An 18561-nucleotide genomic window follows, 5' to 3' on the forward strand; every position below is an offset into this window, starting at 1 on the left:
TTATTTTTTTGGTTTTGACGCTTGATCCAGCTGGTTATTTTTCGGGCGCCTCCATCATATAGACTCATATGAAAAATAAAAAGCCCGCATTGCTGCGGGCTTGAAACACCGGATTCGATTTGCGATCTAGCCGAGGTTTTTGCGGGCGTTGCGGAAGATGCGCATCCAGCCGCCATCCTCGCCCCAGCCGTCCGGATGCCAGGAGTTGGCCACGGTGCGGAACACCCGCTCCGGGTGCGGCATCATGATGGTCACCCGGCCGTCCTCGCTGGACAGGCCGGTGATGCCGTTGGCGGAGCCGTTGGGGTTGAACGGATAGCGCTCGGTGGCCTGGCCATGGTTGTCCACATAGCGCAGCGCCACGGTGCCGCTCGCCTCGATGGCGGCGATATCGGCGCGCAGCGGCTGTACCCGGCCTTCGCCGTGGGACACGGCGATGGGCAGGCGCGAGCCGGCCATGCCCGCCAGGAACAGGCTGGGCGAGTCCTGCACTTCCACCAGGCTGAAACGGGCCTCGAAACGCTCGGAGGCGTTGCGCACGAAGTCCGGCCAGTGGGCGGCGCCGGGGATCAGATCCCGCAGCCGGGACAGCATCTGGCAACCGTTGCACACCCCCAGGGCGAAGCTGTCGGGACGGGCGAAGAAGGCCTCGAACTGGGCACGCAGCGCCTCGTTGAACAGTATGCTCTTGGCCCAGCCGCCGCCGGCGCCCAGCACGTCACCGTAGGAGAAGCCGCCACAAGCCACCAGGCCGGCGAACTCGTCCAGCCGGTGGCGGCCGCTCTGCAGATCGCTCATGTGCACGTCGATGGCGGTGAAACCGGCCCGGTCGAAGGCGGCCGCCATCTCCACATGGGAGTTGACGCCCTGCTCGCGCAGTATCGCCATCTTGGGATGCACGCCCTTGGCGATAAAGGGCGCGGCGATGTCTTCCTTCGGATCGAAGCTGAGCGACACCGACAGGCCGGGGTCGGTGGCATCCTGCTTGGCGTCGAACTCGGACAGGGCGCACTCGGGGTTGTCGCGCAGGGCCTGCATGCGGTAGCTGGTCTCGGACCACAGCCGGCGCAGCTCGGCGCGGGGCTGGGCGTAGATTTCCTCGCCGGCGAAGAAGAAGCGCAGGCTGTCGTCCTGGTTGAGGTGACCGATCACGTGGCTGCAGGCGGCCAGGCCGTGGCCGGCCAGGCAGGTGAGCACCGCTTCCTTGTCTTCCCGGCGCACCTGCAGCACGGCGCCCAGCTCTTCGTTAAACAGGGCCGCCAGCCGATCGGCGCCGAGCAGATCCAGCTCGACGTCGAGGCCGGTCTTGCCGGCGAAGGCCATTTCCGCCAGGGTGACGAACAGGCCGCCGTCGCCCTTGTCGTGGTAGGCCAGCAGCTTGCGCTCGGCCAGCAGCGCCTGGATGGCGTAGAAGAAGCCCTTGAGCTGCTCGGGATTGTCCAGGTCGGCGGGCTTGTCGCCCAACTGGCGATAGACCTGGGCCAGGGCGGAGGCGCCCAGGCGGTTCTTGCCGTTGCCCAGATCCACCAGGATCAGGTCGGTCTCGCCCTGGTCGCTGCGCAGCCAGGGGGTGACGGTGGCGCGCACGTCATTGACCCGGGCAAAGGCGGAGATCACCAGCGACAGGGGCGCGGTAACCGTCCTGTCCTCGCCGTCCTGCTGCCAGCGGGTCTTCATGGACATGGAGTCCTTGCCCACGGGGATGGTCAGGCCCAGCACGGGACACAGCTCCTCGCCCACCGCCTTGACGGCTTCGTACAGGCCGGCGTCCTCGCCCGGGTGGCCGGCGGCGGACATCCAGTTGGCGGACAGCTTGATGCGCTTGAGCTCGCCGATGTCGGTGGCGGCGATGTTGGTGATGGCCTCGGCCACCGCCAGGCGGGCGGAGGCGGCGAAGTCGAGCAGGGCCACCGGGGCGCGCTCACCCATGGACATGGCCTCGCCGGCGTAGGTGTCGAAGGCGGCGGCGGTGACGGCACAGTCGGCCACCGGCACCTGCCAGGGGCCCACCATCTGATCCCGGGCCACCAGGCCGGTGACGGTGCGGTCACCGATGGTGATCAGGAAGCCCTTGTCGGCCACGGTGGGCAGGGTCAGCACCCGCTCGGCCGCTTCCTTCAGGTTGATGCCGTGCAGATCCAGGGCCGGGCTGTGGTGGGTACGGCTTTCCACGTCCCGCTGCATCTTGGGCGGCTTGCCCAGCAGCACGTTGAGCGGCATGTCGATGGGCTGGTTGTCGAAGTGGCTGTCGTGCAGGCCGAGGTGCGGCTCGGCGGTGGCCTCGCCGATCACCGCGAAGGGCGCGCGCTCCCGGCGGCAGATGGCCTCGAACTCGGCCAGGCGGTCGGCGGCCACCGACAGCACGTAGCGCTCCTGGGATTCGTTGCACCAGATCTGCAGCGGGCTCATGCCCGGTTCGTCGTTGGGGATATTGCGCAGTTCGAAACGGCCGCCGCGGCCGCCGTCGTTGACCAGCTCGGGCATGGCGTTGGACAGGCCGCCCGCGCCCACGTCGTGGATGAACTGGATGGGGTTGGCTTCACCCAGGGCCCAGCAGCGATCGATCACTTCCTGGCAGCGCCGCTCCATCTCGGGGTTGTCGCGCTGCACCGAGGCGAAGTCCAGATCCTCGCTGGACTGACCGGAAGCCATGCTGGAAGCGGCACCGCCGCCCAGGCCGATGTTCATGGCCGGGCCACCCAGCACCACCAGCCTGGCGCCGACGGTGATCTCACCCTTCTGCACGTGCTCGGCGCGGATGTTGCCGAGGCCGCCGGCGATCATGATCGGCTTGTGGTAGCCGCGCACTTCCTCGCCGTTGAAGCTGGATACCTGCTCCTCGTAGGTACGGAAGTAGCCGAGCAGGGCCGGACGGCCGAATTCGTTGTTGAAGGCGGCGCCGCCCAGGGGGCCGTCGATCATGATGTCGAGGGCGCTGACGATGCGCTCGGGCTTGCCGAAATCCTGCTCCCAGGGGCGCTGGTAACCCGGGATCCGGAGGTTGGACACGCTGAAGCCCACCAAACCCGCCTTGGGCTTGGAGCCGCGGCCGGTGGCGCCCTCGTCGCGGATCTCGCCGCCGGAGCCGGTGGCGGCGCCCGGGTAGGGGGAGATGGCGGTGGGGTGGTTGTGGGTTTCCACCTTCATCAGGATATGGATGTCTTCCTGGTGGTAGAGGTACTCGCCGGAGTTGGGGCTGGGGAAGAAGCGGCCGGCGGGCGAGCCCACCATGACGGCGGCGTTGTCCTTGTAGGCGGACAACACATGATCGGGCACCTGCTCGAAGGTGTTCTTGATCATCTTGAACAGGGACTTGGGCTGCTCGATGCCGTCTATGGTCCAGTCGGCGTTGAAAATCTTGTGCCGGCAGTGCTCGGAGTTGGCCTGGGCGAACATGTAGAGTTCGATGTCGTTGGGGTTGCGCCCCAGGCCGCTGAAGCCTTCATAAAGGTAGTCGATTTCGTCTTCCGCCAGGGCCAGGCCCATGCGCTGGTTGGCCTCGGCCAGGGCGGCGCGGCCGCCGGCGAGGATGTCCACGCTGGTCAGGGGCGCCGGCTCGGCCTCCACGAACAGGCAGGCGGCGGCGTCCAGGCTGTCGAGGGTCGTTTCGGTCATGCGGTCGTGCAGCAGGCCCTTGATGGCGCCGAGCTCAACGGCCGAAGGCTCACGCTCGAAGCTCAGGTAATAGGCGATGCCGCGCTCGATGCGCTTGACCTGGCCCAGGCCGCAGTTACGGGCGATGTCGGTGGCCTTGCTGGACCAGGGGGAAAGGGTGCCGGGACGGGGGGTAACCAGGACCAGCAGGCTGCCGGCGGCCGGGGTGATGCCCTGAGCGGGGCTGTCGAGCAGCTGGCTCAGGGTTTGTCGGCTGTCGCCCTCGAGGTTGGCGTTCAGCGCGACAAAGTGCACATACTCGGTTTCGACTCCCAGCAGGGGCAGGTTCTGCTCCTGGGCACGGCGAACCAGGGCCTGGGTCCTGAAACCGGATAAGGCCGGCGAGCCTCTCAGTATTTCCATAGTGGCTATTCTCAAAGCGTGAGTGAATGGGGGGTTGAGAAATTGGCGGTATTATAGGTTTACACCCCTGCCCTGTCGACGCCGATTTCCCGAGCCTTGTCCTGGGCCTGACGCCGCCGATACCGGCAATTACCTGACGAAGAAGTCGACTTCTGCTATAAAATGTCGGTTGCCCAGAATGAGGATTCGCTGTTGCGCCGTATTGTTAGCCTTTCCAAAGTCACCCTGCTGTTCGGCCTGCTGACCCTGGCCGGCTGCGAGGCCGAGTCCCAGCCCAAGACCCAGCAGGCCCAGATCCAGGCCCGCGGTGAACTCAGGGTCGGCACCCTCTACCATCCCCTCTACTATTTCCTGCGCGACGAGCAGCAGGAAGGCCTGGATTACGAACTGGCCCGGCTGTTCGCCGACAGCCTGGGCGTCGAGCTTCGGATGGTTCCGGCCTACAACCTGGACGACCTCTTCGCCCTGCTCGACGGCGGCAAGGTCGACATGCTGGCCGCGGGCCTCACCAGTACCCCCCTGCGCCGCCAGCACTATCGTTTCGGGCCCAGTTACTACGAAGTGGCCCAGACCCTGGTCTACCGCAAGGGCCAGCCCCGGCCCAAGGAGCCCGAACAGATAGCGGGCGACATCCGGGTGCTGGCCGGCTCCAGCCAGGCCGAATGGTTGCATGGGCTGCAACAGCAGTTGCCCGAACTGAACTGGGAAACGCGACGGGATGCGGATGCGGAGGATCTGCTACGCCAGGTGGCGGAAGGGCGCGCCGCCCACACCCTGGTGGAGGATACCCTGCTGGCCCGCACCCAACGCTACTACCCCAATGTGGAGGCGGCCTTCAGCCTGGGCGATCCCCAGCCGGTGGCCTGGGTCATCGACCGGCGCGACGACGACAGCCTGCTCGGCAAGATGCTGAGCTTTTTCAACGAGCAGCAACAGGCCGGCACCCTGGCCCGGCTGAACGAAAAGTACTTCGGCCATGTGCAGGACTTCGACTATGTGGACACCCGCACCTTCCTGCGCCGGGCCGAGGATCTGCTGCCCCGCTACCAGCCCCTGTTCGAGCGCCATGCCGGCGAGCTGGACTGGCGCCTGCTGGCGGCGGTGAGCTACCAGGAGTCCCACTGGGACCCCAGGGCCCGTTCCTACACCGGGGTGCGCGGCATGATGATGCTGACCGAGGACACCGCCCGCCAGCTCGGGGTGGAGGATCGGCTGGATCCGGAGCAGAGCATCCGCGGCGGCGCCCAGTACCTGGCGTCGCTGATGGGCCGGCTGCCGGAGGCCATACCGGAGGATGAACGGATCTGGTTTGCGCTGGCCGCCTACAACCTGGGCCTGGGCCATGTGCTGGACGTGCGCCGGCTGACCAAGATGAGGGAGCAGGATCCGAACTCCTGGAGCCAGGTCAAGGAGAACCTGCCGCTGCTGCACCAGCCGCGCTGGCACAGCCAGACCCGCTACGGCTATGCCCGGGGGCGGGAGGCGCAGAAGTTCGTCAACAACGTGCGCCAGTACTACCAGAGCCTGCAGTGGCTGCACGCACCCGGCACGGATCCGGGGCTGACCACGGCCCAGCGTGAGAGCCCGTCGACAGTTCCACCACTTTAACCGGAATGTCACTTTACTCGAGCATGGCAAACTGCTATCAAGTGAAGCAATGCAACATCGTCTTGTCAGACGAGTTTTGTGAAGGGGAATCCACCATGTTGAAACGCAGACGCGCCTTGTTGAAACAGCGCAAGCCGGCCGGTTGGTCGCCCCGGCGCAAGATATTGATGCAGGATCTTCGCCGCAAGATACTGCGCCGCAATAACGCCTATTTTCTGACCCAGGCCACCGCCGAATAATTCCCGCCCCCCGCCAGCGGACTGGCGGGGACAGCCCCTCAACGCACCGTGATCACGCCGCACTTGGCACTGTGGGTCACCTTGTGGGAAATGCTGCCCATCACCAGGCCGGCCAGATCGCCGAGCCCTCGGCTGCCGATGACGATGACATCGACGCCCAGCTCCTCGGCCGTGCGAATGATGGCTCGGGCCGGCTCTCCCTGAACCAGATGAGTCTGCAGGTGCTTGACGCCCAATGCACGGGCCTGCTCTTCCGCCCGCGCCATGACCTTCCGGCCCGCCTCCTCCAGCTCCTGGCGTCCAGCCTCGATGGACACCGCCCCAATCCCCCACACCAGGGTGGCATCGTGGGACAACACCTCGGGAACATGCACTATATGGAGGCTGGCATCGTCCTGGCAGGCCAGGTAGGCGGCCAGCTCCAGCGCTTTCTTGCCGTATTTGGAACCATCCACGGCGACCAGCAGTGATTTGTACATTATCGTTTCTCCTTGACCTGACGCCGCCCCGGCGGCCCCGTATTCAGCCTAGACCAGAACCCCGGACGAGGCGTGATCCAGCTCAGGGGGCAGCGGCAACAAAGCAGAACGCCGGCAATGCCGGCGTTCTGGGGTCAGGATTTTTTCTTGATGAATTTCATCAACCGCTTGCGCTTGCGCAACTGGGTCGCCGTCAGCTTGTTCTTGACGCCGGCGTAGGGGTTGTCCCCTTCCTGGAACTCCACCCGGATGGGCGTGCCCATGATCTGCAGGGAGCGGCGGAAATAGTTGATCAGGTAACGCTTGTAGGAGTCCGGCAGATCCTTGACCTGGTTGCCGTGCACTATGATGCGTGGCGGGTTGTAGCCGCCGGCGTGGGCGTACTTCAGCTTGACCCGACGGCCGCGCACCAGGGGCGGCTGGTGGTCGTCCTGGGCCATCTGCATGATGCGGGTCAGCATGGAGGTGCTCACCCGCTTGGTGGCGGACTCGTAGGCCTCGACCACGGAGCCGAACAGGTTGCCCACGCCGCTGCCGTGCAGGGCCGAAATAAAGTGCAGACGGGCGAAGTCGATAAAGCCGAGGCGCCGATCCAGCTCGCGCTTGATGTCGTCCTTCACCTCCTGGCTGAGGCCGTCCCATTTGTTGACCGCGATGACGATGCTGCGGCCGGCGTTGAGCACGAAGCCGAGCAGGCTGAGATCCTGATCGGAGATGCCTTCCCGGGCGTCCAGCACCAGCAGCACCACGTTGGCGTCCTCGATGGCCTGCAGGGTCTTGATCACCGAGAACTTTTCCACCGCCTCGTGCACCTTGCCGCGCCGGCGCACCCCGGCGGTGTCGATCAGGATGAAGTCCCGCTCGTCCCGCTGCATGGGGATATAGACCGAGTCCCGGGTGGTGCCGGGCATGTCGTACACCACCACCCGCTCCTCGCCGAGGATGCGGTTGGTGAGGGTGGACTTGCCCACGTTGGGCCGGCCGACGATGGCCAGCTTGATCGGCAGATCCTCGAAGGGCGTGGCCTCTTCGTCTTCCAGTTCGTCGAGGGCTTCCATGGCCTCGGCGAGCTCCTGCTCGTCAAACTCCAGCGCCTCGCCGTCGGCCTCATCGGCCTCCACCGCTTCCCGCTCTGCCGCCAGGGCTTCCAGCTGGGGCGCCAGGGCGGTTTCCAGCAGGCTCAGCACGCCGCGACCGTGGGCGGCGGCGATCTGGTGGATGTCGCCCAGGCCGAGCAGGTAGAACTCGCTCACCGCCGAGTCGGCGTCGATGCCGTCGGTCTTGTTGGCCACCAGCAGGGTCTTTTTCTCGCAGCGGCGCAGGTGGTTGGCGATGGCTTCGTCGGCCACCGTCAGGCCGGCCCGGGCGTCGACCATGAACAGCACCACGTCCGCTTCGTCGATGGCGGCCAGGGACTGCTCGGCCATCTTCAGCTCGATGCCTTCCTCGCTGCCGTCGATACCGCCGGTGTCGACCACGATGAACTCCAGCTCGCCCACCCTGGCCTGGCCATACTTGCGATCACGGGTCAGGCCGGGAAAATCCGCCACCAGGGCGTCCCGGGTCCGGGTCAGTCGGTTGAAAAGGGTGGACTTGCCCACGTTGGGGCGGCCCACCAGAGCCACTACAGGCATCATAAACAGGGTCTCCAAAAAACAATAACGGCTCCTGACGCGAGATCAGGAGCCGGTGGTGCCGGTTTCCGCCGGATCAGGGCTGGCCGATGGCCACCAGATCGCCGCTGCGGCTTTGCACGTAAAGGGTATCGCCGGCCACGACCGGGGCGCCATAGAGCCCCTTGCTGTCGATGCGCTGCAACGACTTGAGCACCCCGCTCTGCCGATCCAGCCAGTACAGGTAGCCCTCGGCATCCCCGACCACCAGGTGGTCGCCGAACACCGCCGGGGCGGTCAGCTGGCGGTTTTCCAGCTCGGTGTTGGACCACAGCTCCATGCCGCTGCGCGCATCCACCGCGAACAGATGGCTGCGGCTGTCGCTGATGTAGAGCCGGCCGCCGTCGGTACTCAGATCCCGCGAGCCCTGGTACTGGCGCTTCCACAGTTCCTGCCCGGAGATGAGCTGATGGGCGGTCAGTTGGCCATTATAGGCGATAGCGAACAGGATATCGCCCAGAATCACCGGCCGGGACGCCACGTCCACCATCCGCTCCAGCTCGGTCGCGCCCCGGGGGCTGGCGATACGGGTGTCGCGCACCGGCTGGCCGTTGGCCAGCAGCACTATGCCCAGCCGCCCGTCGGCCCGGCCGTAGAGCACGGCGCCGCCGGCGGTGACCGGGGTCGACATGCTGCGCAGGGTCAGGCTGGGCTGCTCGTTGCGCAGCAGCCACTGGGGCGCGCCGCTGTCCGAGTCCAGCGCCACCAGGTTGCCGGCGCTGGTGTGCACCACCACCTTGCCTTCGTCCACCGCCGGCGCCGCCAGCACCTCGCCCGGCACTTCCCGGGTCCAGCGCACCTCGCCGTCGGCCTGGGATACCGCATAGACGATGCCGTTCTCGGAGCCGAAATAGAGGTTGCCGTAGGCGGCGGTCAGGCCGCCGGAAATGCGGGGGCTGCGCTGGTTCTTGTTGATATCAAGCTTGTCGAGCCGGGTCTGCCACTGGCGCTTGCCGCTGCTCCGGTCGTAGGCGGCCAGCACCCCGTCCCGGGAGGCGGCGAAGATCCGCTCCCCGTCCACCACGGGCCGCAACTGGGAGTAGAAGTCGCCCACGCCCTGGCCGACCGACGCCGACCAGCGGGGTTTGGCGGTGAAGGCATTGCTGATCTCGGGCAGGGGGCTGGCTGGCGCCACCGGCTCCTGGCTGGAGCAGGCCGCAAGACCAAGCCCCAGCACCAGGGGCAGCATCCGCATCAGGTGGTTAGCCATGGTCATTCCTCATCGCCGAGTTCGGTGGCAATCGCCAGGTTGTCGAGCTTGAGCTGCAGGCCGGGGTTGTCGGCCAGGCCGCCCGCGTCCAGCGCCGCCCGGTAGGCGTCGCGGGCCGCATCGAGCTGCGCCTCGGCAAGGAAGAGATCGCCCTGCACCTCGCTCTTCAGGGCGGCAAAGGCGTCGCTCTTGACCAGATCGAGACGGGTCTGGGCCACCGCCGGCTCGTTCTGGGCCAGCAGAACCCGGGCCAGGCGCAGGTTGATGGTGTCGGCCAGCACGGCGTCCTTGGTGCCGGCCAGGGCCAGCTCCAGCTGCTGCCGGGCCAGGGCCAGATCGTTGGCACGCACCGCTTCGGCCGCCAGCAGCAGGGCGGCCAGCTCACCGTAGTTGTTGCCCCTGTTCTGTTCGACGAAGGCGCTCGCCTCGGCGAAGGCGGCACTGCCCTCGGCCGCCAGGCGCTGACTGATCTGCTCGAAAGACTCGGCCCCCGCGGAGCGGCTCTCTATCTGGTAACTCTGGTAGTAACGCCAGCCGAACAGGCCGCCCAGGCCGAGTACCGAGCCCAGGATGATGGCCTTGCCGTATTCCTGCCACCAGCGCTTGAGGGCATCCAGTTGTTGTTCTTCAGTGCTGTAGATATCCACTCAGATCCCCTTTTGCTTGAGCTGTTCGATGACTTCATCCAGAGCCAGGGTCTGTTGCTCGCCCTGGCCGCGCAAATACTTCACCGTCACCTCGCCCCGGGCGATTTCCTCTTCGCCCAGGATGAGCGCGATGGCCGCCCCGCTCTTGTCGGCGCGCTTGAGCTGTTTCTTGAAGTTGCCGCCGCCGCAATGGCTCATCACTCGCAACCCGGGCAGTTGATCCCGCAGCCGCTCGGCCAGGGCGAAGCCCGCCGCCTGGGCACCCTCGCCCGCCGCCGCCACATAGACGTCGGCCAGGGCCGGCTGCGGCGCCACCCGCTGCAAGGTCTCCAGCAGCAGTACCAGGCGCTCCATGCCCATGGCAAAGCCCACCGCCGGGGTGGCCTGGCCCCCCAGTTGCTCCACCAGGCCGTCGTAACGGCCGCCGCCGCAGACGGTGCCCTGGGCTCCCAGGCTCTCGGTGACCCACTCGAATACCGTCAGGTTGTAGTAGTCCAGGCCGCGCACCAGGCGGGGGTTGAGCTCGAAGCCGATGCCGGCGGCGGTAAGCAGGGCCTGCAGTCCCGCAAAGTGGGCCCGGGTCTGCTCGCCGAAGTAGTCGGACAACACCGGGGCATCCGCCAGCAGCGCCTGCACCTCGGGGTTCTTGCTGTCCAGCACCCGCAGCGGATTGGTGTACATGCGTCGGCGGCAATCCTCGTCGAGCCGCTCCCGGTGCTGTTCCAGGTAGGCCACCAGGGCGTCCCGGTAGGCGGCGCGCTCCTCGGGAGCACCCAGGCTGTTGAGCTGAAGGGTGACGTGCTCGCTCACTCCCAGCGCCTTCCACAGGCGGGCGGTGAGCATGATGAGTTCGGCGTCAATATCCGGGCCATGCAGGCCGAACACCTCCACCCCGAACTGGTGGAACTGGCGATAGCGGCCCTTCTGCGGCCGCTCGTAGCGGAACATGGGGCCCATGTACCACATGCGCCGCTCCTGGTTGTAGAGCAGGCCGTGCTCGATGCCGGCGCGCACGCAACCGGCGGTGCCTTCGGGCCTCAGGGTCAGGCTGTCGCCGCTGCGATCCTCGAAGGTGTACATCTCCTTCTCGACCACGTCGGTCACCTCGCCGATGGCCCGCTGGAACAATCCGGTGACCTCCATGATGGGCAGGCGGATCTCCGCATAGCCGTAGGCGTTCATGGTGTCGCGCAGCACCGCCTCCGCCTGTTGCCAGGCCGGCGTCTGCTCCGGCAGGCAGTCGTTCATTCCACGAATTGCTTGAATCTGTTTGGCCACAACAACTATCTCTGTTCTTGAAACATGAAGGAAAGGGGGAATATCAGTCCTTGGACTGCACCGGGATGCGGCCCGCCGGATCCAGCCTGGCCACCTTGGCACGAATGCGGCTCTCCAGCTCGTCCACCAGGGTGCTATTGTCGAGCCGGTCGACCCGGTTGCCGCCGTCGTACAGGGCGCTCTTGCGCTGGGCGCCGGCCAGCCCCAGATCGGAGACCAGGGCCTCGCCCGGGCCATTGACCACGCAGCCGATGATGGACACGTCCATGGGGGTGACGATGTCCTCCAGCCGGCTTTCCAGGGCATTGACGGTGCCGATGACGTCGAACTCCTGGCGGGAGCAGGACGGACAGGCGATGAAGTTGATGCCCCGGGAACGGATACGCAGGGACTTGAGGATGTCGAAGCCGACCTTGACTTCTTCCACCGGATCCGCCGCCAGCGACACCCGCAGGGTGTCGCCGATGCCTTCCGCCAGCAGCATGCCGAGGCCGATGGCCGACTTGACCGCGCCGCTGCGAAAGCCGCCGGCTTCGGTGATGCCCAGATGCAGGGGCTGCACTATCTGCCGTGCCAGCTCCCGGTAGGCGCCCACCGCCAGGAAGACGTCCGAGGCCTTGACGCTGACCTTGAACTGGTCAAAGTTGAGCTTGTCGAGAATGTCCACGTGACGCAGGGCCGACTCCACCAGGGCCTGTGGCGTGGGCTCGCCGTACTTCTCCTGCAGATCACGCTCCAGGGAGCCGCCGTTGACCCCGATGCGGATGGGAATGCCCTTGTCCCGGGCGCAGTCCACCACCGCCCGCACCCTGTCCTCCCGGCCGATGTTGCCCGGGTTGATGCGCAGGCAATCGGCGCCGTATTCGGCCACCTGCAGGGCGATGCGGTAATCGAAGTGGATATCGGCCACCAGCGGCATGCTGGTGCCGGCCCGGATGGCCCTGAAGGCTTCCGCCGCCTCCATGGTGGGCACCGATACCCGTACTATGTCGGCGCCGGCCTTCTCCACCGCCCGGATCTGGGCCAGGGTGGCCGCCACGTCCGTGGTCAGGGTATTGGTCATGGTCTGCACGCTGATGGGGGCGTCCCCCCCCACCAGCACGGAGCCGACACGGATCTGTTTGGATTGGCGGCGAACTATCGGAGACTGGTGCTGAGACATTGCTCTACTCTTGATTCGATCAGGATTGGGGGACGGTGAGGCGGGCCACCCGGCCGGCACTGAAGGAAGACAGATCCACCGCCTGGTTCATGTATTCGACGCTGGCCGCCCGGGGCGCGCCCAGCACCAGCCGAAAGGGCGGTTCCCCTTCCAGCGCCAGGCTGTCGTTGGCCTTTTTCACGCCTTCGGCCAGCACCCGACCCCGGCTGTCGGTGATCTGGATCCAGCAGTCGTCGCTGAAACGCAGGCTCAGCAGCCGGGGATTGGCGTCCGCCACCACGGGAGCCTCGGCTTCGGCAGCCGGCTCGGCCGGCTCCGCCGTGGCCGCCGGTTCGACGCTGGCCGTTGCCTCGGGCGAGGCAGGCTCGGCCGCCGGCGCGGCATCCGTTGCCGGAGCCAGATCCTGGGGCGCCGGAGCAGCATCGTCACCGGCCGGCGCCGTGGTCAGGGGGGCATCGGGCACCGGCTGGGCGGCGGGCTCGGCCACCGGCGCGACGGGAAGGGGCACTTCGCCGCCCTCGATCGGCGCCGGCAGGGAGGGGGCCGCCTCCTCCTGCTGGATGACCGGCTCCAGGGTTCGCTCCATGTAATTGGCGCCGCTGTCCTGCCACCACCAGTACACCAGGGAGGCGACCAGGCCGAGCAGCACCAGCCAACTGACTCGCTTGAGCCAGTTGTCGCTGGCCTGCTGGCGGGTTTTCCTGGAAAAACTCTGCATGGGCGCGGCGGCCTTTATCTGTTCGACCCCGCTCATGCCGTCGAAGGCGGCCAGGGCTTCCTGCTCCCTGACGCCCACCAACTTGGCATAAGCCTTGACGTAGCCACGCAGGAAGGTCACCGCCACCCCGGCCTTGTACTGATCGCTGTCGATCGATTCGATCACCGCCAACCGCAGATTCAGCCTGCGGGCCACCTCGGCCTGGGTCCATCCCCTGGCCTCCCGGGCATGACGCAACAAGGCGCCGGGACCGGCCGTTACCACTGCTTCAGCCTGGGGCTGCTGTTCTGCTTCGTTAATAGTCATTTGCTAGGAATCGCCTGGCCTGTTCTGAATCCGGAAATAATCGTACCAGCTCGGCGCCGGCCACCTGGGCTTGTGCCACCCGGCCCTGCGCTTGTGCGGTACGCACTGTCAACCATAAACTCTGTGGACTGGGCAAATGCTCGCGCCGGTAGCGCGCCAGGTAATCGAGCGCCCCCGCCTGATCCCCAAACTCCGCCGCCAGCTCCGCCGCCCCCAGCAGGGATCTCGGCCTGGACGGACTGTATTCCAGGGCCCGCCGGAAATAGTCGAGCGCCGCCTGGGACTTATTGTTCTGCCTGGCGCAGAGGGCCGCGTTCTCAAAGGTATCCGCCACCTGCACATAACCGGGCACCGTTACCGCCTTCCTAAACATGACATCCGCTTCGTCGAAACGTTCCCGCCCACACAGAAAAACGCCGTAATTGTTGAGCCCATCGCCATGATTCGGCGACAGTTTCAGCACCTGACGGTAACTTTTCTCGGCCAGCTCGAATTCGGACACGGACTGGTAGAAATAGGCCTGGGCGAGGTGGACATCCGGATTGCGGGGATCCTGGGACAGGGCCCGGTCGATATTGAACTTGGCCTGCTCCCGGTCGCCCCGCCGCAGGTATTCCAGCCCCAGGTTCATCCGGGTCATGGCCGCATCCGACGGGGTGAACACCGGCTCGCGGGAAGCTCTGCCGTCGGCCAGGTAGGTGGTCTCGCTGACACAGCCCCCCAGCATCCCCGTTATCAGTATCGCCGCCGGCAGTTTGAGCTTCTGCATTCCCTGGTTGCACCCATGGTTTTTCTTTAAACCATTGTGACGGATATGCTTTGCTCCTGCATCCGTTTTTTCAGGGTGCGCTTGGTCCGGTCGATGACATCGCCCACCAATTGACCACAGGCGGCGTCGATGTCGTCGCCCCGGGTCTTACGGATGGTCACGGTATTGCCGTACTGCATCAGTACCTTGTTGAAGCGGTCGATGCGGCTGTTGCTCGGCTTGCCGTAGGGGTTGCCCGGGAAGGGATTGAAGGGGATCAGGTTGATCTTGCAGGGCAGGTCCTTCAACAGCTGGGCCAGCTCGTGGGCGTGCTGCATGTCGTCGTTGACGTGATCGAGCAGCACGTATTCTATGGTCACCTTGCCCTGGTTGGCATTGGACTTGGCGATATAGCGCCTGACGCTGTCCAGCAGGGTGGCGATGTCGTACTTGTCGTTGATCGGCATGATCTCGGAGCGCAAGCGGTCATTGGGCGCATGCAGGGAGACCGCCAGGGCCACGTCTATCATGTCGCCGAGCTTGTCCAGCGCCGGCACCACGCCGGAGGTGGACAGGGTCACCCGCCGCTTGGACAGGCCGAAGCCGTAATCCTCCAGCATCAGCCGCATGGCCGGCACCACATTGGTCAGGTTGAGCAGGGGCTCGCCCATGCCCATCATCACCACGTTGGTGATGGGACGGCGCCCGGTGTCCTTGCTGAACCCCACCCTGCTGGCGGCACGCCACACCTGGCCGATGATTTCGGACACCTTGAGGTTGCGGTTGAAGCCCTGCTGGGCGGTGGAGCAGAACTTGCAGTCCAGGGCGCAGCCCACCTGGGAAGAAACGCACAGGGTGGCCCTGTCCCCATCGGGGATATAGACGGTTTCCACCTCCTGGCCGCCGACCTGCATGGCCCACTTGATGGTGCCGTCGGCGGACTTCTGCTCCCGGCTGATCTCGGGGGCGCGGATCTCGGCCCGCTCGGCCAGCTTGCCGCGCAACGCCTTGTTGATGTTGGTCATCTGCTCGAAGTCGTCGCAACCGAAGTGATAGATCCATTTCATCACCTGATCGGCACGGAACGGCTTCTCGCCCAGTTCATTGAAGAACTCGCGCATGCCGTCACGATCCAGATCCAGCAGGTTTATTTTTGTCTCACTCATCGGTTGCCTCTCGCGTTTTGACCAGAGCCCACAGGGCGCGAAATTGTACAGAGTTTAGCATCCGGTTGCCAGTGCTACCGCCCCGGCGACCGGACCGGCCGGCCATGAAAAAAGGAGCCGAAGCTCCTTTTTTGCCGGGGCGCGCGACACTTAGCGGGTGCGCGGGCAGATTTCTTCGTCGCTGAAGAAATAGGCGATTTCGCGGGCGGCGGAAGCGGCGGCATCGGAGCCGTGCACGGCGTTTTCGTCGATGCTGTTGGCGTAGTCGGCGCGCAGGGTGCCGGCCAGGGCGTCGGCCGGGTTGGTGGCGCCCATGATCTCGCGGTTGCGACGCACGGCGTCTTCACCTTCCAGTACCTGTACCATCACCGGGCCGGAAGTCATGAAATCGACCAGGGCCTTGAAGAAGGGACGCTCGCTGTGCTCGGCGTAGAAGCCTTCGGCCTGCTCGCGGCTCAGGTGAACCATCTTGGCGGCGACGATCTTCAGGCCGGCCGCTTCGAAGCGCTGGTAAATGGCACCGATCAGGTTCTTGGCGACGGCATCAGGCTTGATGATGGAGAAAGTACGTTCGAGAGCCATGTGTGTTCCTTTAAAGTAAACGGGCTAGGTAAAAACGGGCCGAATTATACGTAAAGCCCGCTCAAGTTAACACTCTTGTTCAGCATTTTTATTGCATAGGGGCAACATAATGTACTGCCTCAGCCCTACGGCTCCAGCAGCAGCCGCGCCAGGGTACGCAGGCCCAGGGCGGTGCCACCCGCGGACCAGTCCGCATCGGCGCTGTTGCGGTAGGCGGCGGCCAGATCGAAGTGCAGCCAGCCCCTCCCCTCGTTGGGCACGAAGCGGGACAAAAAGCCGGCGGCGTTGGAGGCGCCGCCCGGGCCGCCGCCCTTCACCGGCCGGCTGTTGGCGGTATCCGCGTAGGCCGAGGGGCACTGTTCCCGGTGCCAGGGCGCCAGCGGCAGCTGCCACAGGGGTTCCTGCTCCTGCCCGGCCAGCTCCAGGGCCCGCTGCGCCAGCCCCTGATCCAGGGCGAAGAGGGCGTTGTACTCCTGGCCCACCGCCATCACGGCGGCGCCGGTGAGGGTGGCCGCGTCGATGATGAGCGGCGCCCCCGTTTCCCCCGCCGCCAGCAGGCCGTCGGCCAGCACCAGCCGGCCCTCGGCGTCGGTGTTGACGATCTCCACCGTCACCCCGTTGCGGTAGGCGAGGATATCGCCCAGCTTGTAGGCATGGCCGGAGATCAGGTTTTCGGCGCAGCACAGGAACAGCTTGACCCGCTTGTCCAGGCCGCTCAGCATGGCCAGGCCCAGGGCGCCGGTGACCAGGGCCGCCCCGCCCATGTCGCCCTTCATGTGCAGCATGCCTTCGGAGGCCTTGATGGAATAGCCGCCGGAGTCGAAGGTGATGCCCTTGCCCACCAGGCAGGCGGCCACCGGCGCCTTGCGATCCCCGGTGGGGTTGAAGTCGAGCTCCAGCAGCGCCGGCTCACGGTCACTGCCCCGGCCGACCTCGTAGATGCCGACGAAGCCCGCCTCGCGCAGCGCCTCGCCCTTGAGGATGCGGTGGCTGATCCGGCTGGGCGCCAACTCGGTGAGGAAGCTGGCCGCCTCCACCGCCAGGGCCACCGGGCTCAGTTGCTCGGGGGTGGCGTTGGTCTGGGCCCGCACCCAGCGGGCGCAGCGCAGGCGGGCGTCGAGCAGCCGGTGCTGCTCTCCATCCTCGCCCGCCCAGTGCAGCTCGCCTTCGTCCTTGCTGCTCATCCAGCCCAGGGCGAAGGCCCATTGCTGTTCGCTGCTCCAGTCGCCGGCCAGTTGCGCCCGCCGCACGCCTTGGGCGTGCAGCCGGCGGCCGGCCCGCTGGATGCGGCGCAGCGGCAAGGAGCCCAGATGCACAGTTGCACTCTGCTCGCCGTAGCTCAACAGGGCACCTTCGCCCCAGGCCTCGGCGGCGGGGGCCGCGCTCAGGCAGACCTTCAGCATAGTCCCTCCTCCCCGCAGACCCGGGCCAGCACGGCGGCGATGGTGCGCACGCCGTGCCCCTTGCCGCCGGTGGCCCAGAGATCGTTGGCCGCCTTCTGGTAAGAACCCGACAAGTCCATATGCACCCAGTTGCGCCCCTGCTCAGGCACGAAGCGGGACAGGAAGGCGGCGGCGGTGGAGGCGCCGGCCATGCCCTCGCCGCCGTGCACATTGGCCATGTCGGCGAAGGCGGAGCCGAGCTGGCCCAGATGGAAGGGCTCCAGGGGCAGTTGCCAGGCCTTCTCGTATTCGTCCCGGGCGGCCCGCACCGTGGCCTGGGCCAGCTCGTCGTTCATGCTGAACACGGCGTTGTAGTCCCGGCCCAGGGCCATCTTGGCGGCACCGGTGAGGGTGGCCGCGTCCAGGATGAAGGGCGCGCCGGTCTCGCTCGCCGCCAGCAGGCCGTCGGCCAGCACCAACCGGCCCTCGGCGTCGGTGTTGAGGATCTCGACGGTGACGCCGTTCTTGTAGGTAAGGATGTCGCCCAGCTTGTAGGCGTGGCCGGACACCAGGTTCTCGGCGCAGCACAGGAACAGCTTGACCCGCTTGCCCAGGCCGCGCTGGATGGCCAGGGCCAGGGCGCCGGTCACGGTGGCGGCGCCGCCCATGTCGGACTTCATCACCGCCATGCCGTCGGAAGGCTTGATGCTGTAGCCGCCGGAGTCGAAGGTGATGCCCTTGCCCACCAGGCAGGCCGCCACCGGAGCACCGGCATCACCGGTGGGGTTGAAGTCGAGCTCGAGCAGGGTGGGCGGCCGCTCGCTGCCCCGGCCCACCTCGTAGATGCCCACATAGCCGAGATCCTTGAGTTGCTCGCCGCTGTAGATGCGGTAGCTCACCGCCTCGGGCGCCAGGGCCTGGAGGAACTTGCCGGCTTCGGTGGCCAGCGCGGCCGGGTAAATGTCTTCCGGGGTGCCGTTGATCATCTCCCGCACCCAGCGGCAGGCCCGCTCCCGGGCCTCCAGCTCGGCCCGCTCCTCGGGCGAGGTGGTGCCAAAGTCGAGTTGCTGTCCGCCCTTGGCGTTGTAGAAGCCCTGGGCGAAGGCCCAGCGGCTTTCCAGGGTCCAGTCCTCGCCGGCCAGCGCCACCTGCTTGATGCCCATGGCATCGAGCTTGCGCCCCGCCTGCTGGGCCTTCTGCACCAGCGCGGCAGCGTCGGTAACGTGGACCCGGGCCTCGTCGTCCCGGAAACTCAACAGCGCCTTGTCGCCCCAGTGGGCGGCGGCGGCTTCATGACTCAGTATGACCTTCATGGTTGCGGGCATAACACTTCCTTAATTCTGTTG

Annotated in this window: 15 protein-coding genes; 2 read left to right on the top strand and 13 right to left on the bottom strand. The window is 66.3% G+C overall.

Translation table 11 applies throughout. From position 1 onward, the window contains the following. Nucleotides 1-126: 126 nt before the first annotated feature. A complete protein-coding gene (gene purL / locus AN401_RS13265; RefSeq protein ID WP_096779633.1) occupies nucleotides 127-4017 on the bottom strand; it encodes a phosphoribosylformylglycinamidine synthase in 3891 nt (1296 codons plus the stop codon). Between the two features lie 192 nt (nucleotides 4018-4209). Here purL and mltF point away from each other — a divergent pair, with 192 nt between their 5' ends. After that, complete coding sequence (gene mltF / locus AN401_RS13270) at nucleotides 4210-5625, top strand: membrane-bound lytic murein transglycosylase MltF (protein ID WP_232513312.1); 1416 nt, start codon at nucleotides 4210-4212, stop codon at nucleotides 5623-5625. A 95-nt stretch (nucleotides 5626-5720) separates the two neighbouring features. After that, nucleotides 5721-5864 carry a hypothetical protein gene (locus AN401_RS20030; protein ID WP_176442045.1) on the top strand — a complete coding sequence of 48 codons (144 nt, stop codon included), beginning with the start codon at nucleotides 5721-5723 and terminating at the stop codon, nucleotides 5862-5864. Nucleotides 5865-5902: 38 nt separating this feature from the next. Here the strand turns inward: AN401_RS20030 and AN401_RS13275 are convergent, their stop codons facing one another. The 12 genes from AN401_RS13275 to pepB (AN401_RS13330) all read right to left on the bottom strand — a co-directional run bounded on the left by AN401_RS13275 (nucleotide 5903) and on the right by pepB (AN401_RS13330) (nucleotide 18540). After that, nucleotides 5903-6343: a universal stress protein gene (locus AN401_RS13275; protein WP_094039825.1), complete on the bottom strand. Its 441-nt coding sequence runs from the start codon at nucleotides 6341-6343 to the stop codon at nucleotides 5903-5905. 134 nt (nucleotides 6344-6477) lie between these two features. Continuing rightward, on the bottom strand, nucleotides 6478-7980 hold the full coding sequence (gene der / locus AN401_RS13280) for a ribosome biogenesis GTPase Der (protein WP_094039844.1): 1503 nt from the start codon (nucleotides 7978-7980) through the stop codon (nucleotides 6478-6480). 73 nt (nucleotides 7981-8053) lie between these two features. Beyond that, the gene (gene bamB, locus AN401_RS13285) at nucleotides 8054-9226 is read right to left on the bottom strand and encodes an outer membrane protein assembly factor BamB (RefSeq protein WP_094039824.1); all 1173 of its coding nucleotides are present in this window, start codon (nucleotides 9224-9226) and stop codon (nucleotides 8054-8056) included. Between the two features lie 2 nt (nucleotides 9227-9228). Further along, on the bottom strand, nucleotides 9229-9873 hold the full coding sequence (locus AN401_RS13290) for a YfgM family protein (RefSeq protein WP_096779635.1): 645 nt from the start codon (nucleotides 9871-9873) through the stop codon (nucleotides 9229-9231). Then, complete coding sequence (gene hisS / locus AN401_RS13295) at nucleotides 9874-11151, bottom strand: histidine--tRNA ligase (RefSeq protein WP_096779636.1); 1278 nt, start codon at nucleotides 11149-11151, stop codon at nucleotides 9874-9876. A 43-nt stretch (nucleotides 11152-11194) separates the two neighbouring features. Beyond that, nucleotides 11195-12313, bottom strand: a complete 1119-nt coding sequence (gene ispG, locus AN401_RS13300; protein WP_094039821.1) for a flavodoxin-dependent (E)-4-hydroxy-3-methylbut-2-enyl-diphosphate synthase — start codon at nucleotides 12311-12313, stop codon at nucleotides 11195-11197. Nucleotides 12314-12332: 19 nt separating this feature from the next. After that, entirely contained in the window at nucleotides 12333-13337 is a 1005-nt protein-coding gene (gene rodZ / locus AN401_RS13305; protein ID WP_096779637.1) for a cytoskeleton protein RodZ, read from the bottom strand. Then, nucleotides 13327-14106 carry a type IV pilus biogenesis/stability protein PilW gene (gene pilW / locus AN401_RS13310; protein WP_094040150.1) on the bottom strand — a complete coding sequence of 260 codons (780 nt, stop codon included), beginning with the start codon at nucleotides 14104-14106 and terminating at the stop codon, nucleotides 13327-13329. The genes rodZ and pilW overlap by 11 nt, the downstream gene beginning before the upstream one ends. Nucleotides 14107-14132: 26 nt before the next feature. Further along, nucleotides 14133-15251 (bottom strand): bifunctional tRNA (adenosine(37)-C2)-methyltransferase TrmG/ribosomal RNA large subunit methyltransferase RlmN, encoded by a 1119-nt coding sequence (locus AN401_RS13315; protein ID WP_094040149.1) that lies wholly within the window; start codon nucleotides 15249-15251, stop codon nucleotides 14133-14135. A gap of 150 nt (nucleotides 15252-15401) precedes the next feature. After that, nucleotides 15402-15833 carry a nucleoside-diphosphate kinase gene (gene ndk, locus AN401_RS13320; RefSeq protein WP_094040148.1) on the bottom strand — a complete coding sequence of 144 codons (432 nt, stop codon included), beginning with the start codon at nucleotides 15831-15833 and terminating at the stop codon, nucleotides 15402-15404. A 125-nt stretch (nucleotides 15834-15958) separates the two neighbouring features. Next, nucleotides 15959-17233: an aminopeptidase PepB gene (gene pepB / locus AN401_RS13325; RefSeq protein ID WP_408645775.1), complete on the bottom strand. Its 1275-nt coding sequence runs from the start codon at nucleotides 17231-17233 to the stop codon at nucleotides 15959-15961. Next, entirely contained in the window at nucleotides 17230-18540 is a 1311-nt protein-coding gene (gene pepB / locus AN401_RS13330; protein ID WP_096779639.1) for an aminopeptidase PepB, read from the bottom strand. The genes pepB (AN401_RS13325) and pepB (AN401_RS13330) overlap by 4 nt, the downstream gene beginning before the upstream one ends. Between the last annotated feature and the right edge of the window lie 21 nt (nucleotides 18541-18561).

The sequence above is a fragment of the Zobellella denitrificans genome, from assembly GCF_002407485.1.
In the GTDB taxonomy this organism is placed as follows: domain Bacteria; phylum Pseudomonadota; class Gammaproteobacteria; order Enterobacterales; family Aeromonadaceae; genus Oceanimonas; species Oceanimonas denitrificans.